This window comes from Kineosphaera limosa NBRC 100340 (assembly GCF_000298215.1).
Lineage (GTDB): Bacteria > Actinomycetota > Actinomycetes > Actinomycetales > Dermatophilaceae > Kineosphaera > Kineosphaera limosa.
In genome coordinates this window covers 21478-44212 of record NZ_BAHD01000014.1, presented here as the reverse complement: position 1 = coordinate 44212, position 22735 = coordinate 21478, and the positions used below count along the sequence as shown (strand labels likewise).

23 protein-coding genes and 1 pseudogene are annotated in these 22735 nt (G+C 70.2%); 7 read left to right on the top strand and 17 right to left on the bottom strand.

Translation table 11 applies throughout. From position 1 onward, the window contains the following. The first annotated feature begins 173 nt into the window (after positions 1–173). Together KILIM_RS04475 and KILIM_RS04470 are read left to right on the top strand one after the other, a co-directional pair. Complete coding sequence (locus tag KILIM_RS04475) at positions 174–404, top strand: FitA-like ribbon-helix-helix domain-containing protein (RefSeq protein WP_006591439.1); 231 nt, start codon at positions 174–176, stop codon at positions 402–404. Beyond that, positions 391–792, top strand: a complete 402-nt coding sequence (locus KILIM_RS04470; RefSeq protein WP_006591438.1) for a type II toxin-antitoxin system VapC family toxin — start codon at positions 391–393, stop codon at positions 790–792. Before KILIM_RS04475 ends, KILIM_RS04470 begins: the two co-directional genes overlap by 14 nt. A gap of 278 nt (positions 793–1070) precedes the next feature. Here the strand turns inward: KILIM_RS04470 and KILIM_RS04465 are convergent, their stop codons facing one another. Continuing rightward, the gene (locus tag KILIM_RS04465) at positions 1071–1886 is read right to left on the bottom strand and encodes an ABC transporter permease (RefSeq protein ID WP_006591437.1); all 816 of its coding nucleotides are present in this window, start codon (positions 1884–1886) and stop codon (positions 1071–1073) included. Beyond that, positions 1886–2884 (bottom strand): ABC transporter ATP-binding protein, encoded by a 999-nt coding sequence (locus tag KILIM_RS04460; RefSeq protein ID WP_006591436.1) that lies wholly within the window; start codon positions 2882–2884, stop codon positions 1886–1888. Before KILIM_RS04460 ends, KILIM_RS04465 begins: the two co-directional genes overlap by 1 nt. A 150-nt stretch (positions 2885–3034) precedes the next feature. On the opposite strand from KILIM_RS04460, the gene KILIM_RS04455 reads away from it, so the two are divergent. Then, positions 3035–3853: a TetR/AcrR family transcriptional regulator gene (locus tag KILIM_RS04455; RefSeq protein ID WP_006591435.1), complete on the top strand. Its 819-nt coding sequence runs from the start codon at positions 3035–3037 to the stop codon at positions 3851–3853. A gap of 369 nt (positions 3854–4222) precedes the next feature. Here KILIM_RS04455 and KILIM_RS04450 read toward each other — a convergent pair whose 3' ends face one another. Genes KILIM_RS04450 through KILIM_RS04435 form a run of 4 tightly spaced genes read right to left on the bottom strand, consistent with a single transcriptional unit; the run spans position 4223 to position 8323 of the window. Then, a complete protein-coding gene (locus tag KILIM_RS04450) occupies positions 4223–5044 on the bottom strand; it encodes an ABC transporter ATP-binding protein (RefSeq protein WP_006591434.1) in 822 nt (273 codons plus the stop codon). Next, a complete protein-coding gene (locus KILIM_RS04445) occupies positions 5041–6078 on the bottom strand; it encodes a FecCD family ABC transporter permease (protein WP_006591433.1) in 1038 nt (345 codons plus the stop codon). Before KILIM_RS04445 ends, KILIM_RS04450 begins: the two co-directional genes overlap by 4 nt. 41 nt (positions 6079–6119) lie before the next feature. Beyond that, a complete protein-coding gene (locus KILIM_RS04440) occupies positions 6120–7280 on the bottom strand; it encodes a FecCD family ABC transporter permease (RefSeq protein ID WP_006591432.1) in 1161 nt (386 codons plus the stop codon). Then, a complete protein-coding gene (locus tag KILIM_RS04435; RefSeq protein WP_006591431.1) occupies positions 7277–8323 on the bottom strand; it encodes an iron-siderophore ABC transporter substrate-binding protein in 1047 nt (348 codons plus the stop codon). Before KILIM_RS04435 ends, KILIM_RS04440 begins: the two co-directional genes overlap by 4 nt. 139 nt (positions 8324–8462) lie before the next feature. Between KILIM_RS04435 and KILIM_RS04430 the strand changes: the two genes are divergently transcribed. Then, positions 8463–10073 (top strand): ABC transporter ATP-binding protein, encoded by a 1611-nt coding sequence (locus tag KILIM_RS04430; protein WP_006591430.1) that lies wholly within the window; start codon positions 8463–8465, stop codon positions 10071–10073. An 81-nt stretch (positions 10074–10154) separates the two neighbouring features. Further along, a complete protein-coding gene (locus KILIM_RS24590) occupies positions 10155–10292 on the top strand; it encodes a hypothetical protein (RefSeq protein WP_006591429.1) in 138 nt (45 codons plus the stop codon). A gap of 152 nt (positions 10293–10444) precedes the next feature. On the opposite strand, the gene KILIM_RS04425 is transcribed toward KILIM_RS24590, so the two are convergent. From KILIM_RS04425 to KILIM_RS22060, 11 genes and pseudogenes are all read right to left on the bottom strand, one after another. After that, positions 10445–11608, bottom strand: coding sequence for an ABC transporter ATP-binding protein (locus tag KILIM_RS04425; RefSeq protein ID WP_006591428.1), 1164 nt, complete (start codon positions 11606–11608; stop codon positions 10445–10447). Next, positions 11605–12684, bottom strand: a complete 1080-nt coding sequence (locus KILIM_RS04420; protein WP_006591427.1) for an ABC transporter ATP-binding protein — start codon at positions 12682–12684, stop codon at positions 11605–11607. Before KILIM_RS04420 ends, KILIM_RS04425 begins: the two co-directional genes overlap by 4 nt. 4 nt (positions 12685–12688) lie before the next feature. After that, positions 12689–13600: pseudogene (locus tag KILIM_RS04415) on the bottom strand (ABC transporter permease). Between the two features lie 136 nt (positions 13601–13736). Continuing rightward, on the bottom strand, positions 13737–14747 hold the full coding sequence (locus KILIM_RS04410; protein WP_006591424.1) for an ABC transporter permease: 1011 nt from the start codon (positions 14745–14747) through the stop codon (positions 13737–13739). A gap of 115 nt (positions 14748–14862) precedes the next feature. Then, on the bottom strand, positions 14863–16527 hold the full coding sequence (locus KILIM_RS04405) for an ABC transporter substrate-binding protein (protein WP_006591423.1): 1665 nt from the start codon (positions 16525–16527) through the stop codon (positions 14863–14865). Positions 16528–16717: 190 nt separating this feature from the next. Further along, the gene (locus KILIM_RS04400; protein WP_006591422.1) at positions 16718–17800 is read right to left on the bottom strand and encodes a glycoside hydrolase family 26 protein; all 1083 of its coding nucleotides are present in this window, start codon (positions 17798–17800) and stop codon (positions 16718–16720) included. A gap of 154 nt (positions 17801–17954) precedes the next feature. Further along, positions 17955–18362 (bottom strand): MarR family winged helix-turn-helix transcriptional regulator, encoded by a 408-nt coding sequence (locus KILIM_RS04395; RefSeq protein WP_006591421.1) that lies wholly within the window; start codon positions 18360–18362, stop codon positions 17955–17957. A gap of 134 nt (positions 18363–18496) precedes the next feature. Beyond that, positions 18497–19165 (bottom strand): LUD domain-containing protein, encoded by a 669-nt coding sequence (locus tag KILIM_RS04390; RefSeq protein ID WP_006591420.1) that lies wholly within the window; start codon positions 19163–19165, stop codon positions 18497–18499. A gap of 39 nt (positions 19166–19204) precedes the next feature. Further along, positions 19205–20068 carry an LLM class flavin-dependent oxidoreductase gene (locus tag KILIM_RS04385; protein ID WP_006591419.1) on the bottom strand — a complete coding sequence of 288 codons (864 nt, stop codon included), beginning with the start codon at positions 20066–20068 and terminating at the stop codon, positions 19205–19207. Between the two features lie 135 nt (positions 20069–20203). Beyond that, on the bottom strand, positions 20204–21592 hold the full coding sequence (locus KILIM_RS04380) for an MDR family MFS transporter (RefSeq protein WP_006591418.1): 1389 nt from the start codon (positions 21590–21592) through the stop codon (positions 20204–20206). 100 nt (positions 21593–21692) lie between these two features. Then, positions 21693–22067 carry a DoxX family protein gene (locus KILIM_RS22060; protein WP_006591417.1) on the bottom strand — a complete coding sequence of 125 codons (375 nt, stop codon included), beginning with the start codon at positions 22065–22067 and terminating at the stop codon, positions 21693–21695. A 138-nt stretch (positions 22068–22205) separates the two neighbouring features. Between KILIM_RS22060 and KILIM_RS04370 the strand changes: the two genes are divergently transcribed. Both KILIM_RS04370 and KILIM_RS04365 read left to right on the top strand, forming a co-directional pair. Then, complete coding sequence (locus KILIM_RS04370) at positions 22206–22409, top strand: antitoxin MazE family protein (protein WP_006591416.1); 204 nt, start codon at positions 22206–22208, stop codon at positions 22407–22409. Then, positions 22406–22732: a type II toxin-antitoxin system PemK/MazF family toxin gene (locus KILIM_RS04365; protein WP_006591415.1), complete on the top strand. Its 327-nt coding sequence runs from the start codon at positions 22406–22408 to the stop codon at positions 22730–22732. Before KILIM_RS04370 ends, KILIM_RS04365 begins: the two co-directional genes overlap by 4 nt. The last annotated feature ends 3 nt before the right edge of the window (positions 22733–22735 follow it).

The following is a 22735-nucleotide window of genomic DNA, read 5'->3' as shown; positions in this document are numbered from 1 at the left end:
GCCGATGGTTGTGGTCGCAACCGCATTCGTCGGCAGCAAGCACACCACCCAGGATGTGGACGGGCGATTGATCGAGTGCTTGCCGGCAACGTCGGCAGGGGCGGCATCCATCGGGCGCGCCTGCTGGGCCGCCCAGACTGGCCGCCGCCTGAGCATGGCGCCATAATGGCCCCATGCCCAGTGTGCAGATCAAAGACGTACCTGAAGCGACCCATGCGGTCCTGCGTGCCCGCGCGGCAGCGGCGCATCAATCGCTGCAGGAGTACCTGCTCACCCGCCTCATCGAGGAAGCGGCCCAGCCGACGGTAGATGAGGTGCTGGACCGCGCGGGGGCAAGATCGGGCGGTTCGGTGCACCTCGCGCAGGCCGCCGCCATGGTGCGCGACGACCGTGATCGTCGTTGACTCCAGCGTGCTCGCCGTCGCACTGGTAGATGACGGCGCCGACGGCGCACGCGCGCGCTCCAGGCTGCGCGGAGAGCGCCTCGCTGCGCCAGCCATCATCGACCTGGAGGTGCTGTCGGTCCTGCGCGGCCTGGTGCGCTCGAGCCAGGTGACGGCGGCTCGCGCCCAGACCGCCATCGAGGACCTGGTGGCGCTCCCACTCCGGCGCGCTGCCCACCCGGCGCTACTCAACCGGAGCTGGCAACTGCGCCACAGCCTCAGTGCCTACGACGCGGCCTACGTCGCTCTCGCGGAGGCGCTGGAGGTCCCGCTCGTCACCGGCGACGGGCGGCTCGACCGTGCGACCGGGCCTACGTGCCGCATCGAGGTGCTGGACGTCTCGCGGTAGCCCCTCGCGGGCGGTTGGGGCCCGCCAAGTCCTGGCCGAAGTCAGCCTCCAGGCCGACGGTCGCCCTCCCTGCCCAGGGTTGCGGTCGCAACCGCAACCGTCGGCAGCCGGCGCAACATCCAGGATGTGGACAGCCCGGGCCCGGCACCCCAAACCCCGACAGTCGCCCTCCCTGCCGAGCGTTGCGGTTGAAACCGCAACCCTGGGCAGCCAGCGCAACATCCAGGATGCGGACGAGCGAGCGAGCCAACCGGCGGGTGGGCGGGTCGGCGTCGGGGCTAGAGGACCGTGCGGGTGATGGAGCGGACTCCGACGGTCAGGCCGACGGCGCAGGTCAGCACGGCCGCCAGCGCGCCGTAGCCGACCGTGATGTCGAAGCCGCCCGCGAACAGCACCCGCAGGGCGTCGACGATGTGGGTCAGCGGGTTGAACTGGGCGGCGACCTGCATCCACCGCGGCCCGGTCTCCAGCGGCAGCATCATGCCGGAGAGGATGAGCAGCGGGAAGAGCAGGGTCTGCTGCACCGCCCAGAAAATCCACTCCGCCTTGCGCGCCGCGATGGCCAGCGCGTACGAGAGGGCGCCGACGCCGACTCCGAAGACGCCGATGATCACCAGGCCGACGGCGATGTGCGCCGGATGCAGCGCGAAACCGAAGGGCCACGCGACGAGCACGATGACGAGGGCCTGCACGAGCAGCGGCGTCAGTTCCTTCAAGGCCCGCCCGACGAGCAGGGCCGAGCGGCGCAGCGGGGTGGCCAGGATGCGTTCGAAGGCGCCGGTCATGATCTCGAACTGCAGATTCGAGCCAGTCATCGACGTGCCGAACATCGTGATCATCACGACCACGCCGGGCAGGAACCACTGCAGCGTCGCCGGTCCACCCTCCCCCGACATCCCGGCCAGCAGCGGAGCGAACAGGCCGAGGAACACCAACGGCTGCAGCAGCGAGAAGATCAGCGAGAACGGGTCGCGCAGGATCGTCAGCGTCTCGCGCATCCACACCGAGCCGATGTCCGCGAACAGGCCGCGGCGCACGGGCGCGGGCGTTTCAGGCGCGGGCGCAGGGGTCGTCGTCAGGTCGGTGGTGGACATTAGGCTTCGGCTCCTTCACGCAGGCTGCGGCCGGTCAGGTTGAGAAAGACGTCGTCAAGCGTGGGTTGCTGGGCGCTCGCCGCGCTCACCTCGACCCCCGCTGCGGCGAGTCGGGCCAGCGCCGGGGGCAGCGCCGCCGGGCCCGAGGGCACGCGCACCCGCACGCCGACCAACTCGGCCCGCGGCACGGCCCCTCCCGGCACGGGGTCAACGACAGCGGGTACCGTGCCCGGTTCCGTGCCGAGCTGGGCCAGCACCTCGCGAGCGACCACCTCTTGAGCGCGGGGCACGGTGACGTCGATGTGGTCGCCGGCCAGGTTGCGCTTGAGCCGCGCCGGCGTGTCGTCGGCGATGATCTTGCCGTGATCGACGATGACGACCCGCTCGGCCATCGCGTCGGCCTCCTCCAAGTAGTGGGTCGTGACGACGATCGTCATGCCCAGCCGCTCGCGCAGGGCGCCGATGTGCTCCCACAGATTCGCCCGGGCCTGCGGGTCCATGCCGGTCGTCGGCTCGTCGAGAAACAGCAGCCCCGGGGAGTGCACGAGGCCCAGTGCGATGTCGAGGCGGCGTTTCTGCCCGCCTGAAAGGGTGCTCACCTTGCGCATCCCCAGGCCAGGCAGGTCGAGGGTGTTCAGCAGCTCGTCGACCCGCTGCCGGGCCGCGGCCCGGTCCAGCCCGTAGAAGCGGCCCTGCATGAGCAGCTCGTCGGCGACCCGATAGTTGTGACCCGCTCCGTCCTTCTGCCCGACGTAACCGATCCGGGCCCGCACCCCGGCGGGATCCGCGGTGACGTCGATCCCGGCAACTCGCGCGACCCCGGAGGTCGGCGGCAGCAGCGACGTGAGCATCCGCAGGGTCGTCGATTTGCCCGCTCCGTTCGGCCCGAGGACCGCGACGAGTTCGCCGCGGCCGATGTCGAGGTCGATGCCGGCGACGGCCTCGACGCTCTGTTTGCCGGACGTGAACGTCCGGGTCAGCGCTTGCGTATGGATCATTGGGTCCCCCTGCTGTCGCCGAGTGCGACGCGATACCGCTGGCCACACTCGTACGGTGTACGTAGATAACGCGACCGTACCGTACATCGTACGAGAATCACAAGACGTACTCTGTACGTCATCGATCACGGCGAAGGGAGTGGCTAGGCGATGAGCACAAACCGGACCGCCGCTGACGCCGAGGGCGCCGACCCTGCCGAGCCCGCCGTGGCCCCCGCGGAGCCCGGCGAAGGCACCGCCGCGGGGCAGCGCGTCGTCGAGTTGCTGTGGGACCCCCCAGCCCCATCCGCCCGCGGCCGACGCCCGAAGATCACGCTGGACGAGGTGCTCGACGCGGCGATGGCCCTGGCCGACGAGGAGGGATTCGAGGCGCTGTCGATGCGCGCGCTGGCCCGTCGCCTCGGGGTCGGCGCGATGTCGCTCTACACCTACGTCCCTGGCCGAGACGAGCTATTCGAGTTGATGATCGACCGGGCATACGCCGCGCGTACCCGCTCGCAGGCCAGTCAGGGGTGGCGGCAGAGGTATATCCACCACGCCGAGCAGGCGCTCGCGATGTATCGGCGGCATCCTTGGCTCGTGCACGCCAACCTCTGGCGGTTGCCACCCGGCCCGCGGGTGCTCACGATCAGCGACGACCTGCTGGCGGTCGGACGGGACGCCCACCTGCCGCTCGGCGAGGCGGCCCGCGTCAGTGAGCTGCTGGAGTCCTACATCTTCGGCATCGCGCGCGGCGAGATCGCCGATGCCGCCCAAGCCTCGCGCACGGGAGAATCGGCCGACGAGCACTGGGCAGCCCGAGCCTCCGTGTGGGAGCGCTACTTCGACCCCGCGCGCTTTCCGAGCCTGTTCGCGACCTGGAACTCGGGCTTCTACGACCGAGCCCACGACGACCAAGCCGACCTGCACTTCGCGCTCGACCTCATCCTCGACAGCGTCGAGCGACTAGTGGCCAGCACCGAGGTCTAGCCCGCCGGCCCCCGACGGGCGCGCTCCCTGCCGAGCGTCGCGGTCGCAACCGCATCCCTGGGCAGCCAGCGCAACATCCAGCATGTGGACGGGCCCGGTCAGCAGAACGCCCACCCGACGGGCGCCCTCCCTGCCGAGCGTCGCGGTCGCAACCGCGCCCCTGGGCAGCCAGCGCAACGCCCACGATGTGGACTGGCCAGCACGCAGCCCGCTCCCGCCGACGGGCGCCCTCCCTGCCGAGCGTCGCCGTTGCAACCGCGCCCCTGGGCAGCCAGCGCAACGCCCACGATGTGGACTGGCGGGCGGAGGGCCCGGCGGATAAGCGGAGGTGCGGCCGGGCGCTGACGGCGCGGTCAGCTGACGGCGCGGTCAGCTGGCCGCGGGCTCGGGGGCGCGCACGTGGTGCCGGCCGATGGGCAGCACGATGGGGGTACCGGAGACGGGGTCGGGCACCACCTGGCTGCGCAGGCCGAAGACCTCCTGCACGACCTCCTGGGTGAGCACCTGCCCCGGCGCGCCCTGCGCGTACACCCGGCCTCCGGCCACCGCGACCAGCCGGTCGGCGTAGCGCGCGGCCAGGTTGAGGTCGTGCAGCACCATGACGATCGTCGTGCCGCGCAGCCGGTTGAGGTCGGTGAGCAGGTCGAGCACCTCGACCTGGTGGCTGATGTCGAGGAAGGTCGTCGGCTCGTCGAGCAGCAGCACGTCGGTGCGCTGCGCGAGGGCCATCGCGATCCACACGCGCTGCCGCTGGCCGCCGGAGAGCTCGTCGACGGAGCGGTCGGCCAGGTCGGCCGTGCCCGTCACCTCCAGGGCCGCGGCGACCGCCTCGTCGTCGGCCGGCGACCAGCGCGCGAACATCCGCTGATGCGGGCTGCGGCCCCGGGCCACGAGGTCGGCCACGACGATCCCCTCCGGCGCCACCGGGGACTGCGGCAGCAGTCCGAGCGTGCGCGCCACCTCCTTCGTCGATCGCCGGTGCAGGTCCGCACCATCGAGCAGCACCCGCCCGCTGCTCGGGGTCAGCAGCCGCGCCAACGCGCGCAGCAACGTCGACTTGCCACACGCGTTGGCGCCGACAATCACCGTGATGGCTCCCGGCTCGATCGACAGGTCTAGCTCGTCGACGACGGTGCGCTCGCCGTAACCCAGCCGAACCCGCTCGGCGATCAGCGAATGGTCAACGGTCACAACGAACCTCCGGAACGATTGGTGCGCACCAGCAGGTACACCAGGTAGGGCGCGCCGAGGGCGCCGGTGATGACCCCCACCGGATAGCGGGCGTCGAACGCGAATTGCCCGAGCAGGTCGGCGCCGAGCACGAGCAACGCCCCGACGAACGCAGCCGGGAGCATGAGCGAGCCGCCCGGGCGCACGATGCGGGCGGCGATGGGGCCGGAGAGGAAGGCCACGAACGCGATCGGCCCGGCGGCGGCCGTGGCGAACGCGACGAGCGCGACCGCCGCCACGATTGCCAACAATCGTGTGCGCTCGACACTGACCCCGAGCGCGGCGGCCGTGTCGTCACCGAGCTGCAGCAGGGTCAGGTTGCGGGCCTGGCCGAACAGCACCGGAGCCAGCACCGCCAGGGCCACCGCCAGAGGCGCGACGACCTGCCACGTCGCATCGTTGACCGAGCCGGTCAGCCAGCGCATGGCGGTCTGCAGATCCCACGTCGCGGCCTTGATGAGTTGGTAGGAGACGACCGAATGCAGCATCGAAGAGATGCCGATGCCGATGAGGATCAGCCGGGTACCGGCGACCCCGCCGGAGTACGACAGTCCGTAGATCAGCAACGCCGTGGCCAGCGCCGCGACGATCGCGACGATCGACAACGTCGCCCCGCTCAGGCCGAAGGTGACGATGCCGAAGACCGCCGCCGCGCTGGCTCCGGAGCTGATGCCGATGATGTCCGGCGAGGCCAGCGGGTTACGCAGCATCGTCTGAAAGGTCACCCCGGCCAGGGCGAAGGCGGCGCCCGCGAGCACCGCCAACACACTCCGCGGCAGCCGCAGCTCACCGACGGTGAAGCTGGCGCCCGGCACCGTCTGGCCGAGGACGACGCGCAGCACCTCACTGGCGCCGTAGAACGTCTGACCCACCATGAGGGCGACCGCGAAGAGGCTCGCGGCGATCAGGGCGAGCACCGCCACCGCCACCACGCGGGCTCGGGCCCGGTTGACCCGCCCGCGAGCGACCCGCTCACGGACACTCGCGGGGACCACCGGCGCGGTAGGCGTCACTGCAGACCGGCGTGCCGGCGCGCTCACAGCGCCCGCGCCTTCTGCCGGCGCACGATCGCGATGAAGACCGGCGCGCCGATGAGGGCGGTGACGATACCGACGTCGATCTCGTCGGGACGGGCGACCACCCGGCCGACCACATCGGCGAGCGTGAGCAACACGGCCCCGACGATCGCCGAGAACGGCAGCAGCCAGCGGTGATCAGGGCCCACGAGCAGTCGGCACGCGTGCGGCACGACGAGTCCGACGAAGCCGATCGGGCCGGCGACGGCGGTCGCCGCTCCGCAGAGCGCAACCGCGCCCGTTGCGGCGACGATCCGGGTGCGCATCACTCGCTCCCCGAGCCCGGCCGCCAACTCGTCCCCGAGCGCCAGCGAGTTGAGCCCGCGAGCCATCACGAGGCACAAGAGGGTGCCGACGACCAGGAACGGCAGCACCAGCACGATCTTGCCGAGGCTGGCTCCGCCCACCCCGCCGATCTGCCAGAACCGAAACGAGTCCATCACCTGGATGCGGGGCAGGAGGATGGCGCTGATCAGCGACGTCAGCGCCGCCGAGGTCGCCGCGCCGGCCAGGGCCAGCTTCAGCGGGGTGGCCCCGCCGCGCCCCAGCGACCCGACGACGTAGACGAACACCGCCGCGATGCCCGCGCCGAGAATCGCGACCCAGATGTAGCCGGTCGGGCTGGCCAGACCGAAGAACGCGATGCCGCTCACGACCGCCAGCGAGGCCCCCGAACTGACCCCCAGGATGCCGGGATCGGCCAGCGGGTTGCGGGTCACGCCCTGCATGACGGTCCCGGCCACCCCGAGCGCGGCCCCGACGAGCAGCGCGAGCAGCGTGCGCGGAATGCGCTTGGCCACCGCCGCCTGCGAGACCGTCTCCTCATGTCCGCGCAGCGCCGCCACCAGATCGGACCACGCGATCTCGCGCGCCCCGAAGGTCACCGAGGCCAGCGCCGCCGCTACGAGCGCGACGAGCGCCACCCCCAACCAGGTCCAGCGGGTCGCGGGGGAGCGCCGCCGCCCAGCGAGCTCGGCGGGCAGCTCGGCGGGCGACTCGGTGCCCAACTCGGCGCCCTCGGCGCCCTCGGCGCCCACCGTCCGGGCAGCCGCAGCGGGCCGGGCGGTGGCGACGCCCGGCCCGCTGCGCGTTTTCGCCCGCGTCGCGAGCAGGAAACTCACGGCGCCTTGGTAGCCGCGGCGTCGAGCACCGCCAGGTACTTGTCCATGCCCCACGGGATCGACAGCGGCGAGGGGTTGGCGACGGCGGCCAGCGGGGTGTCGTCCTTGAGCAGCGCGATGGAGCCGTTCTTCACGGCGGGGATCTTCGACCAGAGCGGATCGGCCTCGACCGCCTTGAGCGTCGCGGCCTCGTCCTTGGCGTAGCTGACGACCAGGTCGACGTCGGCGAAGGAGTCGCTTTGCTCGGCGCTGATCGTGCCGAAGAAGGCGGGGCCGGCCGCGGCCGACTCGGTGGCGGCCTTGGCCTCGGTCATGCCGATCTCGGTGAACAGCGCCGCGCGGGGATCGTTGGTGTTGTAGAAGCCGACCTTGCTCAGGTCGGTGGTGTCGATGAAGGAGAACAGCGCGGTCTTGCCGGCCAGCTCAGGGTGCTTCGCCCCCGTGGCCTTGACCTGCGCATCGAGGTCGGTGGCCAGCTTTTCGCCCTCGGGACCCAGACCGATGGCCAAGCTGTTGAGCTTGATCATCTCGTCCATCGACGTGCCCCAGGCGGCCTTGGGGTAGGCGACGACCGGCGCGATCTTGCTCAGAGTGTCGTACTGCTCCTTGGTCAATCCCGAGTAGGCGGCCAGGATGACGTCGGGCTTGGTGTTCGCGACCGCCTCGTAGTCGATGCTGTCGGTGTCGTCGAACAGCACGGGGGTCTGCGCACCCAGCTCGGTGAGCTTCTCCTCGACCCACGGCAGCACGCCGTTGCCGTTGTCGTCGCCCCACGTCGCCTTGCTCATGCCGACCGGTACGACGCCCAGGGCCAGCGGCACCTCGTGGTTGCTCCACGCGACCGTGGCCACCCGCTCCGGCTTGCTCTCGATCGTCGTGCTGCCCAACGCGTGCTGAATCGTCACGGGGAAGGCCGCGCCGGTCGCGGCCTCCCCGGCCGGGGTGGTGCTGTTCGCAGCGGGGTCGGCGGTGCTGGAACCGCAGGCCGCCAGGGCCAGCAGCAGGAGGGAGGCGGTGGCGCCGGCCAGGGAACGGGATCGCATGGGGGCGGGTCTCTCGACGAAGGTAAGGCTTACCTAAGGCACCTTAGGGGTTAGGGTGCGTGATCTGGCAAGCGGTGCCGCCTGTGACGATCCGAACACCTCGCGCAACGCCGCACTCGACCCGATGGAAAGGTGAGGCGTGCCTTCCGCGACCCACTCCCCGACCTCCGCCACGGTCCCCCTGGACGTCAGCATGGACCCCGACCGCCCGCTGCACGCCCTCTGGGCGCGCTACGGGCAGCATCGGCCGCGGCTGATCGCAGCGGTGACCGCCTCGGTGGTCAACAAAGTCGCCGACGTGGTGCCCGAGCTGCTCATCGGCGCGGCAGTGGATGTCGTGGTGCGCGGCGACGCCTCGTTCGTCGGGCAGGTGCTGGGGGTCGAGTCGCGCTACTCCCAGCTCGCGTGGCTCGCGGTCATCAACGTCGTCGTGTGGATCATCGAGTCGGCCAGCGAGTACATCGCCGACGTGCTCTGGCGCGGGGTCGCCCAGGGGGTCGAGCACGACCTGCGGGTGCAGGCCTACGACCACGCCCAACACCTCGACCTGCGCTGGCACGAATCCCGCCCCGCCGGCGCGACCCTGGCAACCCTGAACGACGACGTCAATCAGCTCGAGCGTTTTCTCGATGTCGGCGCCCCACGCATCCTGCAGACCGCGCTGAACATCGTGCTCGTCGGCGCGGTCTTCGCCATCGCCTCCTGGCAGCTGCTGCTGTTCGCCTTCCTCCCGATCCCGCTCATCGTCATCGGGTCGCTGTGGTTCCAAAAGCGCCTCGAGCCCCTGTACGCCGGCGTGCGCCAGGCCGTGGCCGATGTCTCGGGGGCGCTGTCGGCCAACCTGGGCGGGATCGCGACGATCAAGGCGTTCACCGCCGAAGACCGCGAGCGGACCCGGATCGCGGGCTACTCCGAGGCGTATCGGGAGGCCAACGTGCGGGCGATCCGCAGCTCGGCGGCGTTCGTGCCGCTGGTCCGGATGGCGATTCTGGCCGGGTTCACGTGCACGCTGCTGCTCGGCGGCTGGGCCACCCTGAACGGCACGCTGCAGGTCGGCATGTACTCGGTGCTGGTGTTCATGACCCAGCGGCTGCTGTGGCCGCTGACCGACATCGCGCAGGTGCTCGACCTGTATCAGCGCGGCCGGGCCAGCACGACCCGCATTCTGACGTTGCTCGGTGAGCCGATCGAGGTCAAGGCCGGCTCGGTCTCTCTGCCCGCCAAGCCCGCCGGGGCGCTGGAGCTGCGCGGGGTAAGCACCGGTTACGGCGAGCAGCCGCACGTGCTGCACGACATCGACCTGCACGTGCCGGCGGGCCAGACCCACGCGATCGTCGGGCCGACCGGGGCCGGCAAGTCGACCCTGCTGCGGCTCGTGCTGCGCTTCGACGACCCGCGGGTCGGCACGGTGGCCCTGGATGGGCGCGATGTGCGCGAGCTCGACTGGGATTCGCTGCGCGGGGCGATCGGCTATGTCGCCCAAGACGTCTACGTCTTCGCCGGCTCGATCGCCGACAACATCGCCTACGGGCGGCCGGGTGCGACGCGCGAGCAGATCCGGGAGGCCGCCCGGGCCGCGGCCGCGCTGGACTTCATCGAGGCGCTGCCGCAGGGCCTCGACAGCTGGGTCGGCGAGCGCGGGGTCACGCTCTCGGGTGGGCAGCGGCAGCGGTTGGCACTCGCGCGGGCGCTGCTGCGCGATCCGGCGGTGCTCGTGCTCGACGAGGCGACCAGCGCCGTCGACAACTAGACCGAGGCGGCCATCCAGTCGTCCCTGCGTCGCGAGGCCCTGGGCCGCACCGCTCTCGTCGTCGCGCACCGGCTCTCGACCGTGCGGCACGCCCACCGCATCTGGGTGCTGGAGGCCGGCCGGATCGTCGAGTCAGGCACGCACGACGAGCTGCTCGCCAGCGGCGGCACCTACGCCGGTCTCTGGGCCGTCCAGACCGGAGCCGGAGCGCCCGCCTGACCAGCCCCTCAGCCCCAACCCCACCCGCGCCGCCCCTCCGCCGACCGTCGCCCTCCCTGCCCAGCGTCGCCGTCGCAACCGCAACCGTCGGCAGCCAGCGCAGCGCCCAGGATGTGGACGGTCCGGATGTGGACAGCCAGGGATGTGGACGGTCAGGGTCCGGTGGCCTCGGTGAGGCTCGCGGGTCCACCGAAGCTGACGTCGGCGGATTCGTCGGCGGAGGGGTCGACGGCGCCGGCCGCGACGGCGTGCGGCTGGATGCGACCCGCGTCGATGTCCTCGGCGAAATGACAGGCCACGAGGTGAGTCTCGGGCACCCCCGCCAAGGTCACGGGGCGCAGCGCGGGCCGTTCGGTGTCGCAGCGGGTCTCCTGGCGCCACGGGCAGCGGGTGTGAAAGCGGCAGCCGGCCGGAGGCCGCGAGGGTGAGGGCAGGTCGCCGGTCAGCAGGATGCGTTCGCGGCGGTCCTCGACGAGGGGATCGGGCACCGGCACCGCCGACATCAGCGCGCGCGTGTACGGATGCAGCGGCCGGGCGTACAGGTCGTCGGCGCCGGCCTCCTCGACCAGAGCCCCGAGGTACATGACGCCGATGCGGTCGCTGATGTGCCGCACGACCGCCAGGTCGTGGGCGATGACCAGGTACGTCAGGCCGTACGCCTCCTGCAGGTCCTCGAGCAGGTTGATGACCTGCGCCTGCACTGAGACGTCGAGGGCGGAGACGGGCTCGTCGGCGACGATGAGCTTGGGCTCCACCGAGAGCGCGCGGGCGATGCCGATGCGCTGCCGCTGCCCGCCGGAGAACTCGTGCGGGTACTTATGCAGCGCCGCCGCGGGTAGCCCGACGTCGGCCAGCAACTGCCGCAGCCGAGCGTTCGCGGCCTTGGCGTCGGGCGCCAGGTCGTGCGCCTTCATCCCCTCGATGAGCAGCGATTCGACCGACTGGCGGGGGTCCAGCGACGACAGCGGGTCCTGGAAGACCATCTGAATGTCCTTGCGGCGCCGCCGCAGCGTCTCCCCCTTGAGCGAGGCGATGTCGACGCCGTCGAAGACCACCGAGCCGTCGGTCGGCGGCTCGAGGTTGAGGATCGCCCGCCCCAACGTCGACTTGCCGCAGCCCGATTCGCCGACCAGCCCGTAGGTCTGGCCGCGTTTGATCGTCAGGTCCACACCGTCGACGGCGTAGACGTGGCCGATCGTGCGGTCGAAGATCACCCCGCGCTTGATGGGAAAGTGCACCTTGACGCCGGTGGCGCTCAGCAGGGTGTCCGCGTCGAGCCCCGGAGCCGGAGCGGAGGCGGTGTCGGTCCGGCTCACTGGTCCCCCTCACGAGTGTGCGATGCGCCGTCCGCGTCGCCGGGCGCCTGTTGCGGCGCGGGCGGCACCGGGTTGTGGCAGCGCAGGGCCCGCGTCCCGCGCTCGACCAGATCGGGAGTCTGGGTGCGGCACACCTCGATCGGCCGGCTACAGCGCGGGGCGAAGGCGCAGGCGTGGGTCCACGGCAGGTTGTCGGCGACGGACCCGGGGATCGGGGTCAGCCGCGCGCCCCGGGGAGCGTCGAGCCGCGGGATGGAGGCGAGCAGCCCGGCGGTGTACGGGTGCCGCGGCTGCGCGAACAGCTCGTGCCGCTCGCCGCGCTCGACGATCCGGCCGCCGTAGAGCACGTTGATCTCGTCGCACAGCCCGGCGACGACGCCGAGGTCGTGGGTGATCATGATGAGCGCCGTGCCGGTCTGTTCGACGAGGTCGCGCAGCAGGGTCAGGATCTGGGCCTGGATCGTCACGTCGAGCGCGGTCGTGGGCTCGTCGGCGATGAGCAGCCGCGGCTCGCAGGCCAGCGCGATCGCGATGAGCGCCCGCTGCCGCATGCCGCCGGAGAGCTGATGCGGGTAGTCGGTCAGGCGCCGGTCGGGGTCAGGGATGCCGACCCTGTCGAGCATCTCGCGGGCGATCGGTCGCGCGGCCCGCCGCGACATCCCGCGGTGTCGTTCGAGCACCTCGGTGACCTGGATGCCGATCGGGATCACGGGATTGAGGCTGGACAGCGGGTCCTGGAAGATCATCGCCAGGTCGCGGCCGCGGTGGTCCTGCATCTGCTTCTTGCCCAGGGTCAGCAGGTTCGTGCCGCCGAACTCGACCGAGCCGGTGACCTTGTTGCCCCGCGGGGGCAGCAGCCCCATGATCGCCAGCGACGTCACCGACTTGCCGCACCCGGATTCGCCGACGAGGCCGACGGTCTGGCCGGGGCGCACCTCGAAGCTGACGCCGTCGACGGCGGTGAACGGCCGCTCGCCCTGCCGCTGGAAGGTCACCGACAGGTCGCGCACCTGTAGCAGCGGGGCCGCGCTCGCGGTGCCGGACTGCGCGCGGGTGTCGGTCGACGAAGCAGGCATCGCGCTACCTCCGAGTCTTGGGGTCGAGGGCCTCGCGCAGCGACTCGCCCATCAGCGTGAAGCCGAGCGCCACGATGATGATGCAGATCGCCGGGTACACCGCCAGGTGCGGGTGGTCGGAGAGGTACTGCTGGGCCATGCCGAGCATCTGGCCCCACTCCGGGGCGCGGTCGTCGGGATTGCCCAGGCCGAGGAACGACAGGGCCGCCGCGTCGATGATCGCCGTCGCCAGCACGAGGGTGGCTTGCACGATGACCGGGCCGAGCGCGTTGGGCAGCATGTGCCGGAACACGATCGCCGAGGGCTTGACGCCGAGGGCCCGAGCGGCCAGCACGTGATCCGAATGTCGTTGGGCGAGCATCGAGCCGCGCAGCAGTCGGGCGAAGATCGGGATGTTGACGATGGCGATCGCGGTGATCACCGTCCACTGGCTCGGGCGCTGCGCCATCGCCGCGATCGAGAACGCGAGCAGCAGGCTCGGCAGCGAGAGCATGACGTCGACGACTCGCATGACGAAGGCGTCGACCCAGCCGCCGAACGCTCCGGCGAGCGTCCCCAGGATCAGGCCGCCGGCGAGGCCACCGAGGGTGGCCATGACCCCGACGATGAGCGTCTGACGACTGCCGACGAGCAACCGCGAGAACAGGTCGCGGCCCTAGGAGTCGGCGCCGAGGGGGAAGCCGGGTTGCGGGCCGGGCACCGGGTTGGTCTGCGGGCGCACCTGGTCGATGAGCAGCCGCGCCGCGGGGTCGTGCGGCGCCAGGAACGGCGAGAGCAACGCGAGCAGCACGAACGCGGCCGTGATGGCTGCCCCGATCAGGAAGATCGGGTTGCGCCGCAGCCGCCGCCAGGCGCTGGCCACGAGCGAGACGCCCTTGGACTCGTCGATGACGCCGGCCTCGGCGAGGTCGTCGATCCGGTCCTTCTTGCGGCGCCCGGTGAGCACATCGCGCAGGTGCGACCCGGTGGCCGGGCTTTCGGGGGCGTCGGCGGCGGGCTTGCGCGCCGAGGTGGCCTCGGGCGTGTCGGGGGTATCGGGTCGGTTCACAGCGTCACCGGGTCCGCACGCGGGGGTCGATGAGCGCGTAGGCGATGTCGACGAGCAGGTTGACCAGCACGTAGATCGCCGCGGCCGCCAGAATCAACACCTGCAGCACCGCATAGTCGCGCCGTTCGAAGGCGATCGCCAACGCCTCTCCGATCCCGCCGAAGGAGAAGACCCGCTCGGTGAGTACGGCTCCGGCGAGCAGGGCCCCCATCTGCAGGCCGATGATCGTGACGACCGGCAACATCGCGTTGCGCAGAATGTGCCGTCCGCGGATCGTGCGATCCAGCAGTCCCTTGGACGCGGCGGTGCGAACGTAGTCCTCTTCCATGACGTCGAGCACCGCGGCCCGCGTGATGCGGAAGATCACCGCGAACGGGATCGTCGCGAGCGCCACCGCCGGGAGAATGAGGTGCAGGAACGAGTCCCACGCGGCGTCCCACTCCCGGGTCAGGAGGCCGTCGAGCACGAACAGTCCGGTGATGTGGGTGGCGTCGAGGCCGCTGGATTGTCGCCCAGAGACCGGCAGCAACTGCCATTGCACGGCGAACCAGTAGCGCAGCAGGAACGCGAGGAAGAAGACGGGGACCGCGACGCCGATCAGCGACCAGACGATCGAGACGTTGTCCAGGATCGTGCCGCGCCGCCGGGCCGCGAAGTAGCCGAGCGGGATGCCGATGGAGACGGCGATGAGCATCGCGAAGAAGTTCAGCTCGATCGTGGCCGGGAGCCGCATGAAGAAGATCTCGAGGGCGTCGCGGCCGGGCAGCACCCCGGTCGAGACGCCGAAGTTGCCTTCTGCGGCCCGCTGCAGAAACCGTAAGTACTGCACCGGCAGCGGTTGATCCAGCCCGAGCGCCCTGGTCAGCGCCTCACGAGACTCCGGAGTGGCCCGCTCGCCGAGGATCGCCGAGACCGGGCCACCGGGCAGGGACCGCAGCCACATGAACAGCAGCAGCGACAGGACGAGCACGACCCCGACCATCTGCAGCAGTCGTCGAACGATGAATCTGAGCACTACGCGCCTTTCGGGTGAGGGCGGTCGGGCCACACGAAGCCCACGGGAGCCGGGTCCGTCGCGGCGGGGTGTGCCGCGACGGACCCGAGCTGCGCTCTGATGCGGGCGTAGTGCCCTACTGCTTGACCTGCACGGTGCTGAACTCCTCGGCCGTCAGCGGGCTGACGACCAGGCCCTCGACCTTGCCGCTGACCACGAGGGCCGGCGGGCTGTGCGTCAGGGGCAGCGCCGGGAGGTACTGCTCAACGAGCTTCTTGTTGATCTCCTTGTACTTGTTCGTGCGCTCGGCCTCGTCGACGGTCGCGTCGGCGGCCGCGAGCTCCTGGCTCAGGGCGGTGCCGTAGTTGGTGACCTTCGTGCGGAAGTCGTTGGTCGCCAGGTTGCCGAAGAACGTACCGATGAAGTTGTCGGCCGAGTTGTAGTCGCCGGTCCAGCCGAGCAGCCAGGCGTCGAACGCGCCGGCGGTCACGCCGTCGAGGTAGCCACCGTTCCAGGGGCGGGTCGTGACGTTGACAGTGACGCCCGCGGCCTCCAGGTCGGCCCGGATGGCCTCGAAGAGCCGCTGCGGGTTCGGCATGTAGGGCCGCGTGACCTCGGAGGGGTAGGCGAAGTTCAGCGTCAGCCCCTGCAGCTTCTCCTTCGCGGCGGCGGCGTCGTAGGCCACCGGCTGCAGGGCTTCGTTGTACCCGGCGACGGTCTCGGGAATGAACTGCGTGGCGACGCTGGCGCCCTCGGGCAGCTGGCTGTCGACGAGCTGCTGCCGGTTGATCGCCTGGTAGAGGGCCTTGCGGACCTCGACATCCTTGAGCTTCTCGTTCTTCTCCGGGTTCAGACCCATGTAAAGGATGTTGAACGCGGGGCGCACCTCGACCTTGCTGCCGGCATCCTCCAGGCCCTTCCAGTCGACCGGATTGGGCAGGTCGTAGCCGTCGATGGAGCCCGCCTGCAGCTCCTGCCGGCGGGTCGACTCGTCGGGGATGATCTTGAAGATCAGCTTGTTGGTCTTGGGCTGCTCGCCCCAGTACTTGTCGTTGGCGACGAGGGTGACCGTGCGGTTGGCCTGGTCGTAGTTCTCCAGCTTGTACGGGCCGGAGCCGACCGGATTCATCGAGTACTCGGGGTAGGAGAAGCCCTCACCCTGGGCGGTGACCTCGTTGGCCTTGCCCTCTTCGAGCGCCTTGGGGCTCTGCATCGACAGGGACGCGAGCGAGAGCACCGCGGGGAACTTAGACGTCGCCTCCTTGGTGTCGATGACGATCGTGTTCGGGTCCTTGACGGTGCAGCCCTGGTAGAGCGAGTTGGCCGCGTCGGACTTGAAGGCGCCCATCGTGTTGCGCCAGTACTCGGCGGGCCCGGCGGCCGCGGCCTCGTTCTGGTCGAACATCCTCTCGAAGTTCTTGCAGGCGGCCTCAGCGTTGAACGGCTCACCGTCGCTGAAGACCACGCCCTGGCGCAGCGTGAACGTCCACTGCTTGCCGTCGGCCGACGGCTCCCACTTCTCCGCGAGCGCCGGCGCCAGGTCGGCGGTGCCGGGCTTGATGGTCAGTAGCCCGTCAAACATCTGCCGGGTGATCCGGAAGGTTTCGCCGTCGGTGGCGTAGAAGGGGTCGAACACCTCGGGGGCACCGGCGGCGCCGAAGGTGAACGTGTCCTTGTACGAGCCGCCGGCGCCGCCCGTGGCCTCGCCGCCGGACTCCCGCTCCGACTGCGCGCACGCGCCGAGGGCCAGGGCCACTGCCGCCGCGACGGCGACCGGGGCCGCCTTCCGTCTCATCGTCATGAATCTCTCCGCTCTGGTCGAGAGCGCGCCGGATGGTCGCGCGATACCGCACCGGGCGCCGCCACAGGGTTGGCGGCGGTAGGCCGGGATGAGCGGAAACATGGGTCATGACGTGGGGCGACATTACGGACACCACGCGTTTCGTGTCCTTAGTGAGACCCACTCCGTGCAGCGCACGGGATGTCGAGCGTCAGAAGAGGCGCCGGTATTCGGCGGCGGCCTTGGGGTTCTGCGGAGCCTCCGGCAGCAGCGAATTGCCCATGCCCGACGGGTCGTTGAAGTACATCTCGACCGCGAGGATGTCGTTGTTCGCGTCGAAGTACTGCTTCATCTTGCGGATGAAGAAGGGGTTGTCGCCGTTGCCCTGTCGGCTGCGCGAGGCCAGCCCCCACTCGGAGATCGACAGGCCCTTGCCGCGGGCGCGGGCGAACGCCGCGACGTCGGCGAGCCCGGGGCCGCGGGCCGGCTTGATCGAGGCGCGCCACTGCGCCTCCGTGCGGGCGCCGGTGGTCCACCAGTCGTAGTGGGAGCAGCCGACGAGCTGCGTGACGTCGTTACCGGGGTACAGCTTGGTCAGGGAGTCCAGGCGGTTGCGCTGACCCGCCATGGCCGTGCCGCAGTTGACCTCGAAGCTGAAGACCAGACGAGGTGACTCCTTCTTCATGACCTGCGCGACCCGCCTCCAGGCCGCCCGATACGTCGGGGCCGTGGCCGCGGTGGCGCTGTACGACATCCAGTTGCCGTTCGCCTCCCAGCCGAGCTTGACGACCGCATTGCCGCGGTTGCGGGTGCGCAGGTCACGGGCGATCTTGCGGAACGTGGCGTCGTGCTTGCCGGCGGCGACGTCCTTGAGCTGCGCCGGGCGGGCATTCTTGGGCAGCAGCGGCAGCCCGTACATGAGGCGCCCGCGGAGGGTGCCGTACGTCTCGATGTGCCAGGTGGAGTTCGCCATCGTCGTCCACGTGGCGTACTCGGGGAACGTGAGGGTCATGTCGCTGGGGCTGCCGCGCCAGGTGCCCCAGGAGTTGGCTCGCGTGCCGCTCATGTGGCCGCCGGGGTAGCCGCCGGAGAACCAGCGGTGACTCGACGGCGAGGTGCCCAGGTACTTTCGCGCGGCCGCCCCCGGGTTCGCGGCCGCAGTCGGATGCACTGCCGCAGTCGGGTTCACTGCAGCGGAGGCGGTGGTGCCGGTGATCGCCGCAGCGGCCACGAGGGCGACGGTCACCCCGGCGACGACCGCCGTACGGGCACGAGAAACAGGGGGCGCAGCCATCGCCAGAGACCTTTCAACGCAAGGGACTCCGCGCACTGCTGAGCTCGGCACGCGCGCAGACAGCCCAACTTAGATGCCATCAGGTCGACCGTCCAAATCACCTGCCGACGGCGGCGGCAGCTGGGTCCGCCGGTCCGTCATGACGATCTGCCCGTCATGGCGATGGCGACAGGAGCCGGGTCAGCAGGCGGGCCTGTTGCTCGTCGAGGTCCCGGACGATGGGCGCGCCCGTCTCCAGCTCGGCGAGCAGCCGCGTGCGCACCTGCGATCCCTTGCGGGTGAGCCGGACCCGCCGGACTCGCCGGTCGTGAGGGTCGACGTCGCGGCGGACGAGTCCGGCCTCCTCGAGCTGCCCGGCGATACTGGTCAGGTGCGAGGGCTCGCACCCGGCCGCAGCCGCGGCCGCGGCCATGGGCATCGGCTCGACGAGGCCGCTCACCAGACGCGCCTGTGGCCCACTCAGCCCGTTTCTGGCGGCGACGTCGTCAAGGAAGTGGCGCACCACGAGCCCCGCCCGAGCGAGGGCGTCGAGGGCTGCCAGGCGAGCTTCACGTTCGCTCATTGCAGTCTCCTCCCCGATGCCCTCGTCCGAGCCGGGCCGCGTTGTCGATCTTCACCGATGCCATGAGTGGCTTCTCCTGTTCCGGCGCGCGTGTGCCGGGTGGTCCCTTGCCTTGACCCCATTCTCCCCGTCGATCAGAAGCCGATCGCCTCGCGGATGAGGACGACCGTCACGCGGCCCTCGAACATCTCGCCGTTGACGATGAGGATCTTGTTCAGTTGCGCCGGCGCATCGACGGCTGCACGGAAGCGCGTGTCTTCCATCGGATAGGCGTAGGTCTCCAGTCGGCGGAGGCCTTCGGCGACGTCGGGGACGATCTTCTGGGAGCCGACGACGAAGATCGCTGAGCCGGCGGTGTAGCTGTAGTGGCTCAGTTGGCTGCCGCTACCGGATGCGGTGAGCATTCGCCAGTCTTCTGTCACGGCGTGGACGCTGCCGACGACGACGTCCGGGGCGGCGGCGAGACGACGCATGTCATCGGGTGTCGCGCCGTCGGCGGCTGCCGCGAAGATGCGGGGGCGCAGGGCGTCGAACCTGCCGGATTCGTTGATGTCCTCGTCGATTCCGGACAGGCGCAGCGTCTCGCTGGAGCTGGTGAAGACGCTCGCGTCGGTGGGCAGGATCTCGCCGATCAGCGTGCGGGCTTCGGCGGCCGTGTCGACGACGTGCACGGCGTACCCCTTGGCGCGCAAGCCTTCGGCGGCCCGTTCGATCGCGGCGGCCTCCGCTGGGTCGGCGAAGGTCAGGTCGATGTCGAGGCCGTGCTCAGTGGTGGTCGTAGTGGTCTCGGTGATCGCGGTCATGATGGTGGTTTCCTTGCTTTGGGTTCTGAAGGTGGGTGGTCAGCCGCGGGCGGCGGCGACGGCCTCGCGGACGGCGGGGGCGATCTCTTCGCCGATCGTGCGCAGTGCCGACTCGGTCGGGGGCGCACCGATGACGTAGGCGTTCATGCCGTACTCGAGGGTGAATTCGGTGAGCATGTCGATCCAGTCGCGCGTGGAGTGCGCACCCCACACGTTGTAGATCCGGTTGATCTCCGACGGCGCTCGACCGGCGGCTTGCGCCGCGTCGTCGATCTGCGCGTGCAGGTCGGCGAGCTGCTCGGGCGGGATGAAGGCGAGCGCGGGCAGCCAGCCGTCGGCGTACGTGCCGAGCAGGTTCAGCATGCGCGGGCCGCGGGCTCCGAGCCAGATGCCCACTCGGTGGGCGGGTGCTGGACCGGCGTGCGCCCCGGTCACCTGGTAGTGCGCGCCGGCCATGGTCAGCGACTGCCGACCCATGGCGTCGAACCAGCCGCGCAGGAGGGTCAGCGCCTCCTGCAGCGCATCGACGGACTCGCCCTTGCCGAGCCGGGGGCCACCCATGGCTGCGATGCCGTCCCAGAACACTCCGGTCCCGAGGCCGAGCTCGGCCCGGCCCTCGGAGATGACGTCGAGGCTGGAGATGGCCCGACCGATCATCGCCGGTCCGCGCAGCGGGAGGTTGGCGACATCCGGGAAGAGCCGGACGTTGTCGGTGACGGCAGCCATCGCGCTCAGGAGGGTGAAGGAGTCCAGGTGGCCTGCGTTGTAGGGGTGATCCTGGACTCCGATGAGGTCGAGACCCGCCCGGTCCGCGATGCGTGCCCCGGCGAGCAGCGCCCGGGCGTCGCCGGCCTCGGGGCCGGCGAACCAGCCGAACTCGAGTGGACGTCCGTAGTCGGTCATGAGCTTCCTTCCTTGGCGACCGCGTTCGTCGCGTTCGCCGGTAGAGGCATGGGTCCGGTGGTGGCCGGGTTGTCTACTGCGGCGTTGTCCACTGCGGCCGTGGGTGTCGGCGTGCGGCTGGCCGCGGCGTCGGCGTCACGGATCATCAGGGCCAGGGCGACCCCGAGGACGCCGATGAGCCCGCTGACGAAGAACACGTCGTGGTAGGCCCCGAACTGGGCAGCCGTCGTCGCGGCGCTCGTCGCCCTCCTCGAGGTTCCCCAGTCGCTGACTGGTCCTAACCGTCAGGGTCGTCGCGATCAAAGCCACGCCGACGCTGGCCGCGACCTGTCGGGCGGTGGAGAACAGTGCCGAGGCGCGTGCGGTCGCGGCGAAGCTGATCTGCGAGAACGTCGCAGCCTGCAAGGGCACCATCACCAAGCCACCGGCGAAGCCCATGAGGAACATGGAGCCGCGGATCAGGTTCAGGCTGGTCTCGGGACCGAGGGCCATCATGGCGAACTGGCTAGCGGCGATGACGGTGAAACCCCCGAGCAGCAGCCGGCGTGGGCCGAAGCGCATGAACAGGCGGTTCGTGAACGGCAGGACCGCGAGCATTCCGATGGCTTGGAACGCCGTGAGCAGGCCAGACTCCGTGGCCGAGAGGCCGCGCTGGGTCTGGACGAAGAGCGGGATGACGAACATCGCACCCATCGACGCGCCCGCCGCGGGAAGCATGAGCACGTTGCCCAGGGCGAACATCCGGTCCTTGAGCAGGCCGAGGTCGAGCATGGGCGAGGCGACACGCGACTCGGTCACGACGAAGATCGCGCCCAGAGCCACTCCGAGGCCGACGAGAACGAGGGTGGTCGGATCCGCCCAGCCCTCGCGGGCGCCGCGTTCCAGTCCGACGAGCAAGGTGGCCAGGCCACCGCCTCCGGTCAGGAAGCCGAGGACGTCGAAGCGTCCCGTCGCGGTGCGTTCACCGGGCTTGAGGGCGAGCGCGCTGAAGACGAGCGCGATCACACCGATCGGGACCTTGATGAAGAAGATCCACCGCCAGGAGACGGTGTCGGCGAGCCAGCCACCGAGCACCGGCCCGAGCATCGGAGCCAGGGTCGTCGGGATGGCGAGCATCGCCGAGGCGCGGGCTCGCTCGTTCGGCGGGAACGCACGGAAGAGCATGGCCGTGCCGACCGGGGTGAGCAGGCCACCGCCGATGCCCTGAGTCACCCGAGCCGCGATGAGCTCGTTGATCGAGCCGGCCATGCCGGCCCACAGGTTGGCACCGGTGTAGACCGCGAGAGCGAAGAGGAAGGTTCGCTTGTCGCCGAACCGGTCGGCGACCCACCCGGAGGCCGGGATGAACCCGGCCAGCGAGACGAGATAGGCCGTGACGAGCCACTGCAACTGAGCGGTGTCGGCACCGAAGTACTCACCGAGGATGGGAAGGGCTGTGTTCAGCACCGTCATGTCGAGGATCTCGAGGAAGAGCCCGAGGACGAAGGCGGTGGCGACAAGCCACTTGTAGGGAATGCGAGACACGAGATGCCGCCTTTCGAGCGACGAGTAGTGGCTGGCGGTCCGGCGAGGGGAGGGCCGCTCAGAGGGTTTCGGTCAGAGGGTTTCGATCAGATCGTCTCGATCAGACCGTCAGGATCTGCAGGGCCGCGACGGCGCCGCTGAAGACGAAGAGAATCAGGGCTCCGGAAGAGTTCTTGAGCGTGTCGCGCTCCTTGGCGTGCCAGGACAACGCGCCGGCCATCATGAGGACGAGGCCGATGGCAGCGGCCACACCGAGCCAGCCCAGGGGCGAGCCGATGGTGATGGCGACGCCGCCGAGGGCGACGCCGATGCCGCCGAGCACCTCGAGGAACCCGATGGTGCGTTGGAGAGAACGGCTCACCTTCAGACGGTCGAGAGTGCTCGTCACCGGCTCTTGGTGACGGACCTTCGCGGTCCCGGCACCGACCATGGCCAGGCCGAGGAGGATGGAGGCGATGAGGACGAGGATGTTCACGGGAGGTCCTGTTCGTGCTGGTGGAAGTGCTTACAGGCCTCCTAACACTTCACTGAGTGAATTATATTCCGACGGCGAGTGAGGCACTCCCATGCGCGCGTCTTGAGCCGCTCGTCGCGTTACATGTAACGTTGTCCCATGGCGGTTCGGGAGCGGGTGAGCGAGTACCGGGCGCGGATGCGTGCTCAAGGGCTGCGTCCGGTGCAGATCTGGGTGCCTGACGTCCGTTCCCCGGAGTTCGCGGCGCAGGCGCACCGTCAGTCCCTGGCGGTCGCCGCGTCGGCCGATACCGCGCGGGACATGGACTTCGTCGAGGCGATCTCCGAAGACTGGGCCGAATGAGACGCGGGGACATCGTCACCGTCGCCGGTGGCGTCTACGCGACCAAGCCGCGTCCGGCCCTGGTCATCCAGGACGATCGGTTCGACGCGACCGATTCCCTCACCGTCTGCCCACTCACCACGACCGCGGTCGAGGCGCCCCTGCTGCGCGTTCCGGTACCGGCCGACGCAAGCAGCGGCTTGAGCCAGGAGTCCTACCTGATGGTCGACAAGGTGACGACGGTGCGTCGGAGCAACGCGCACGCGGTGGTGGGGCGACTCGAGAGCACGACCTTGGTGGAGTTCGAGCGGCGCCTGCTGGTCTTCCTCGGCTTCGGAGGCTGATCA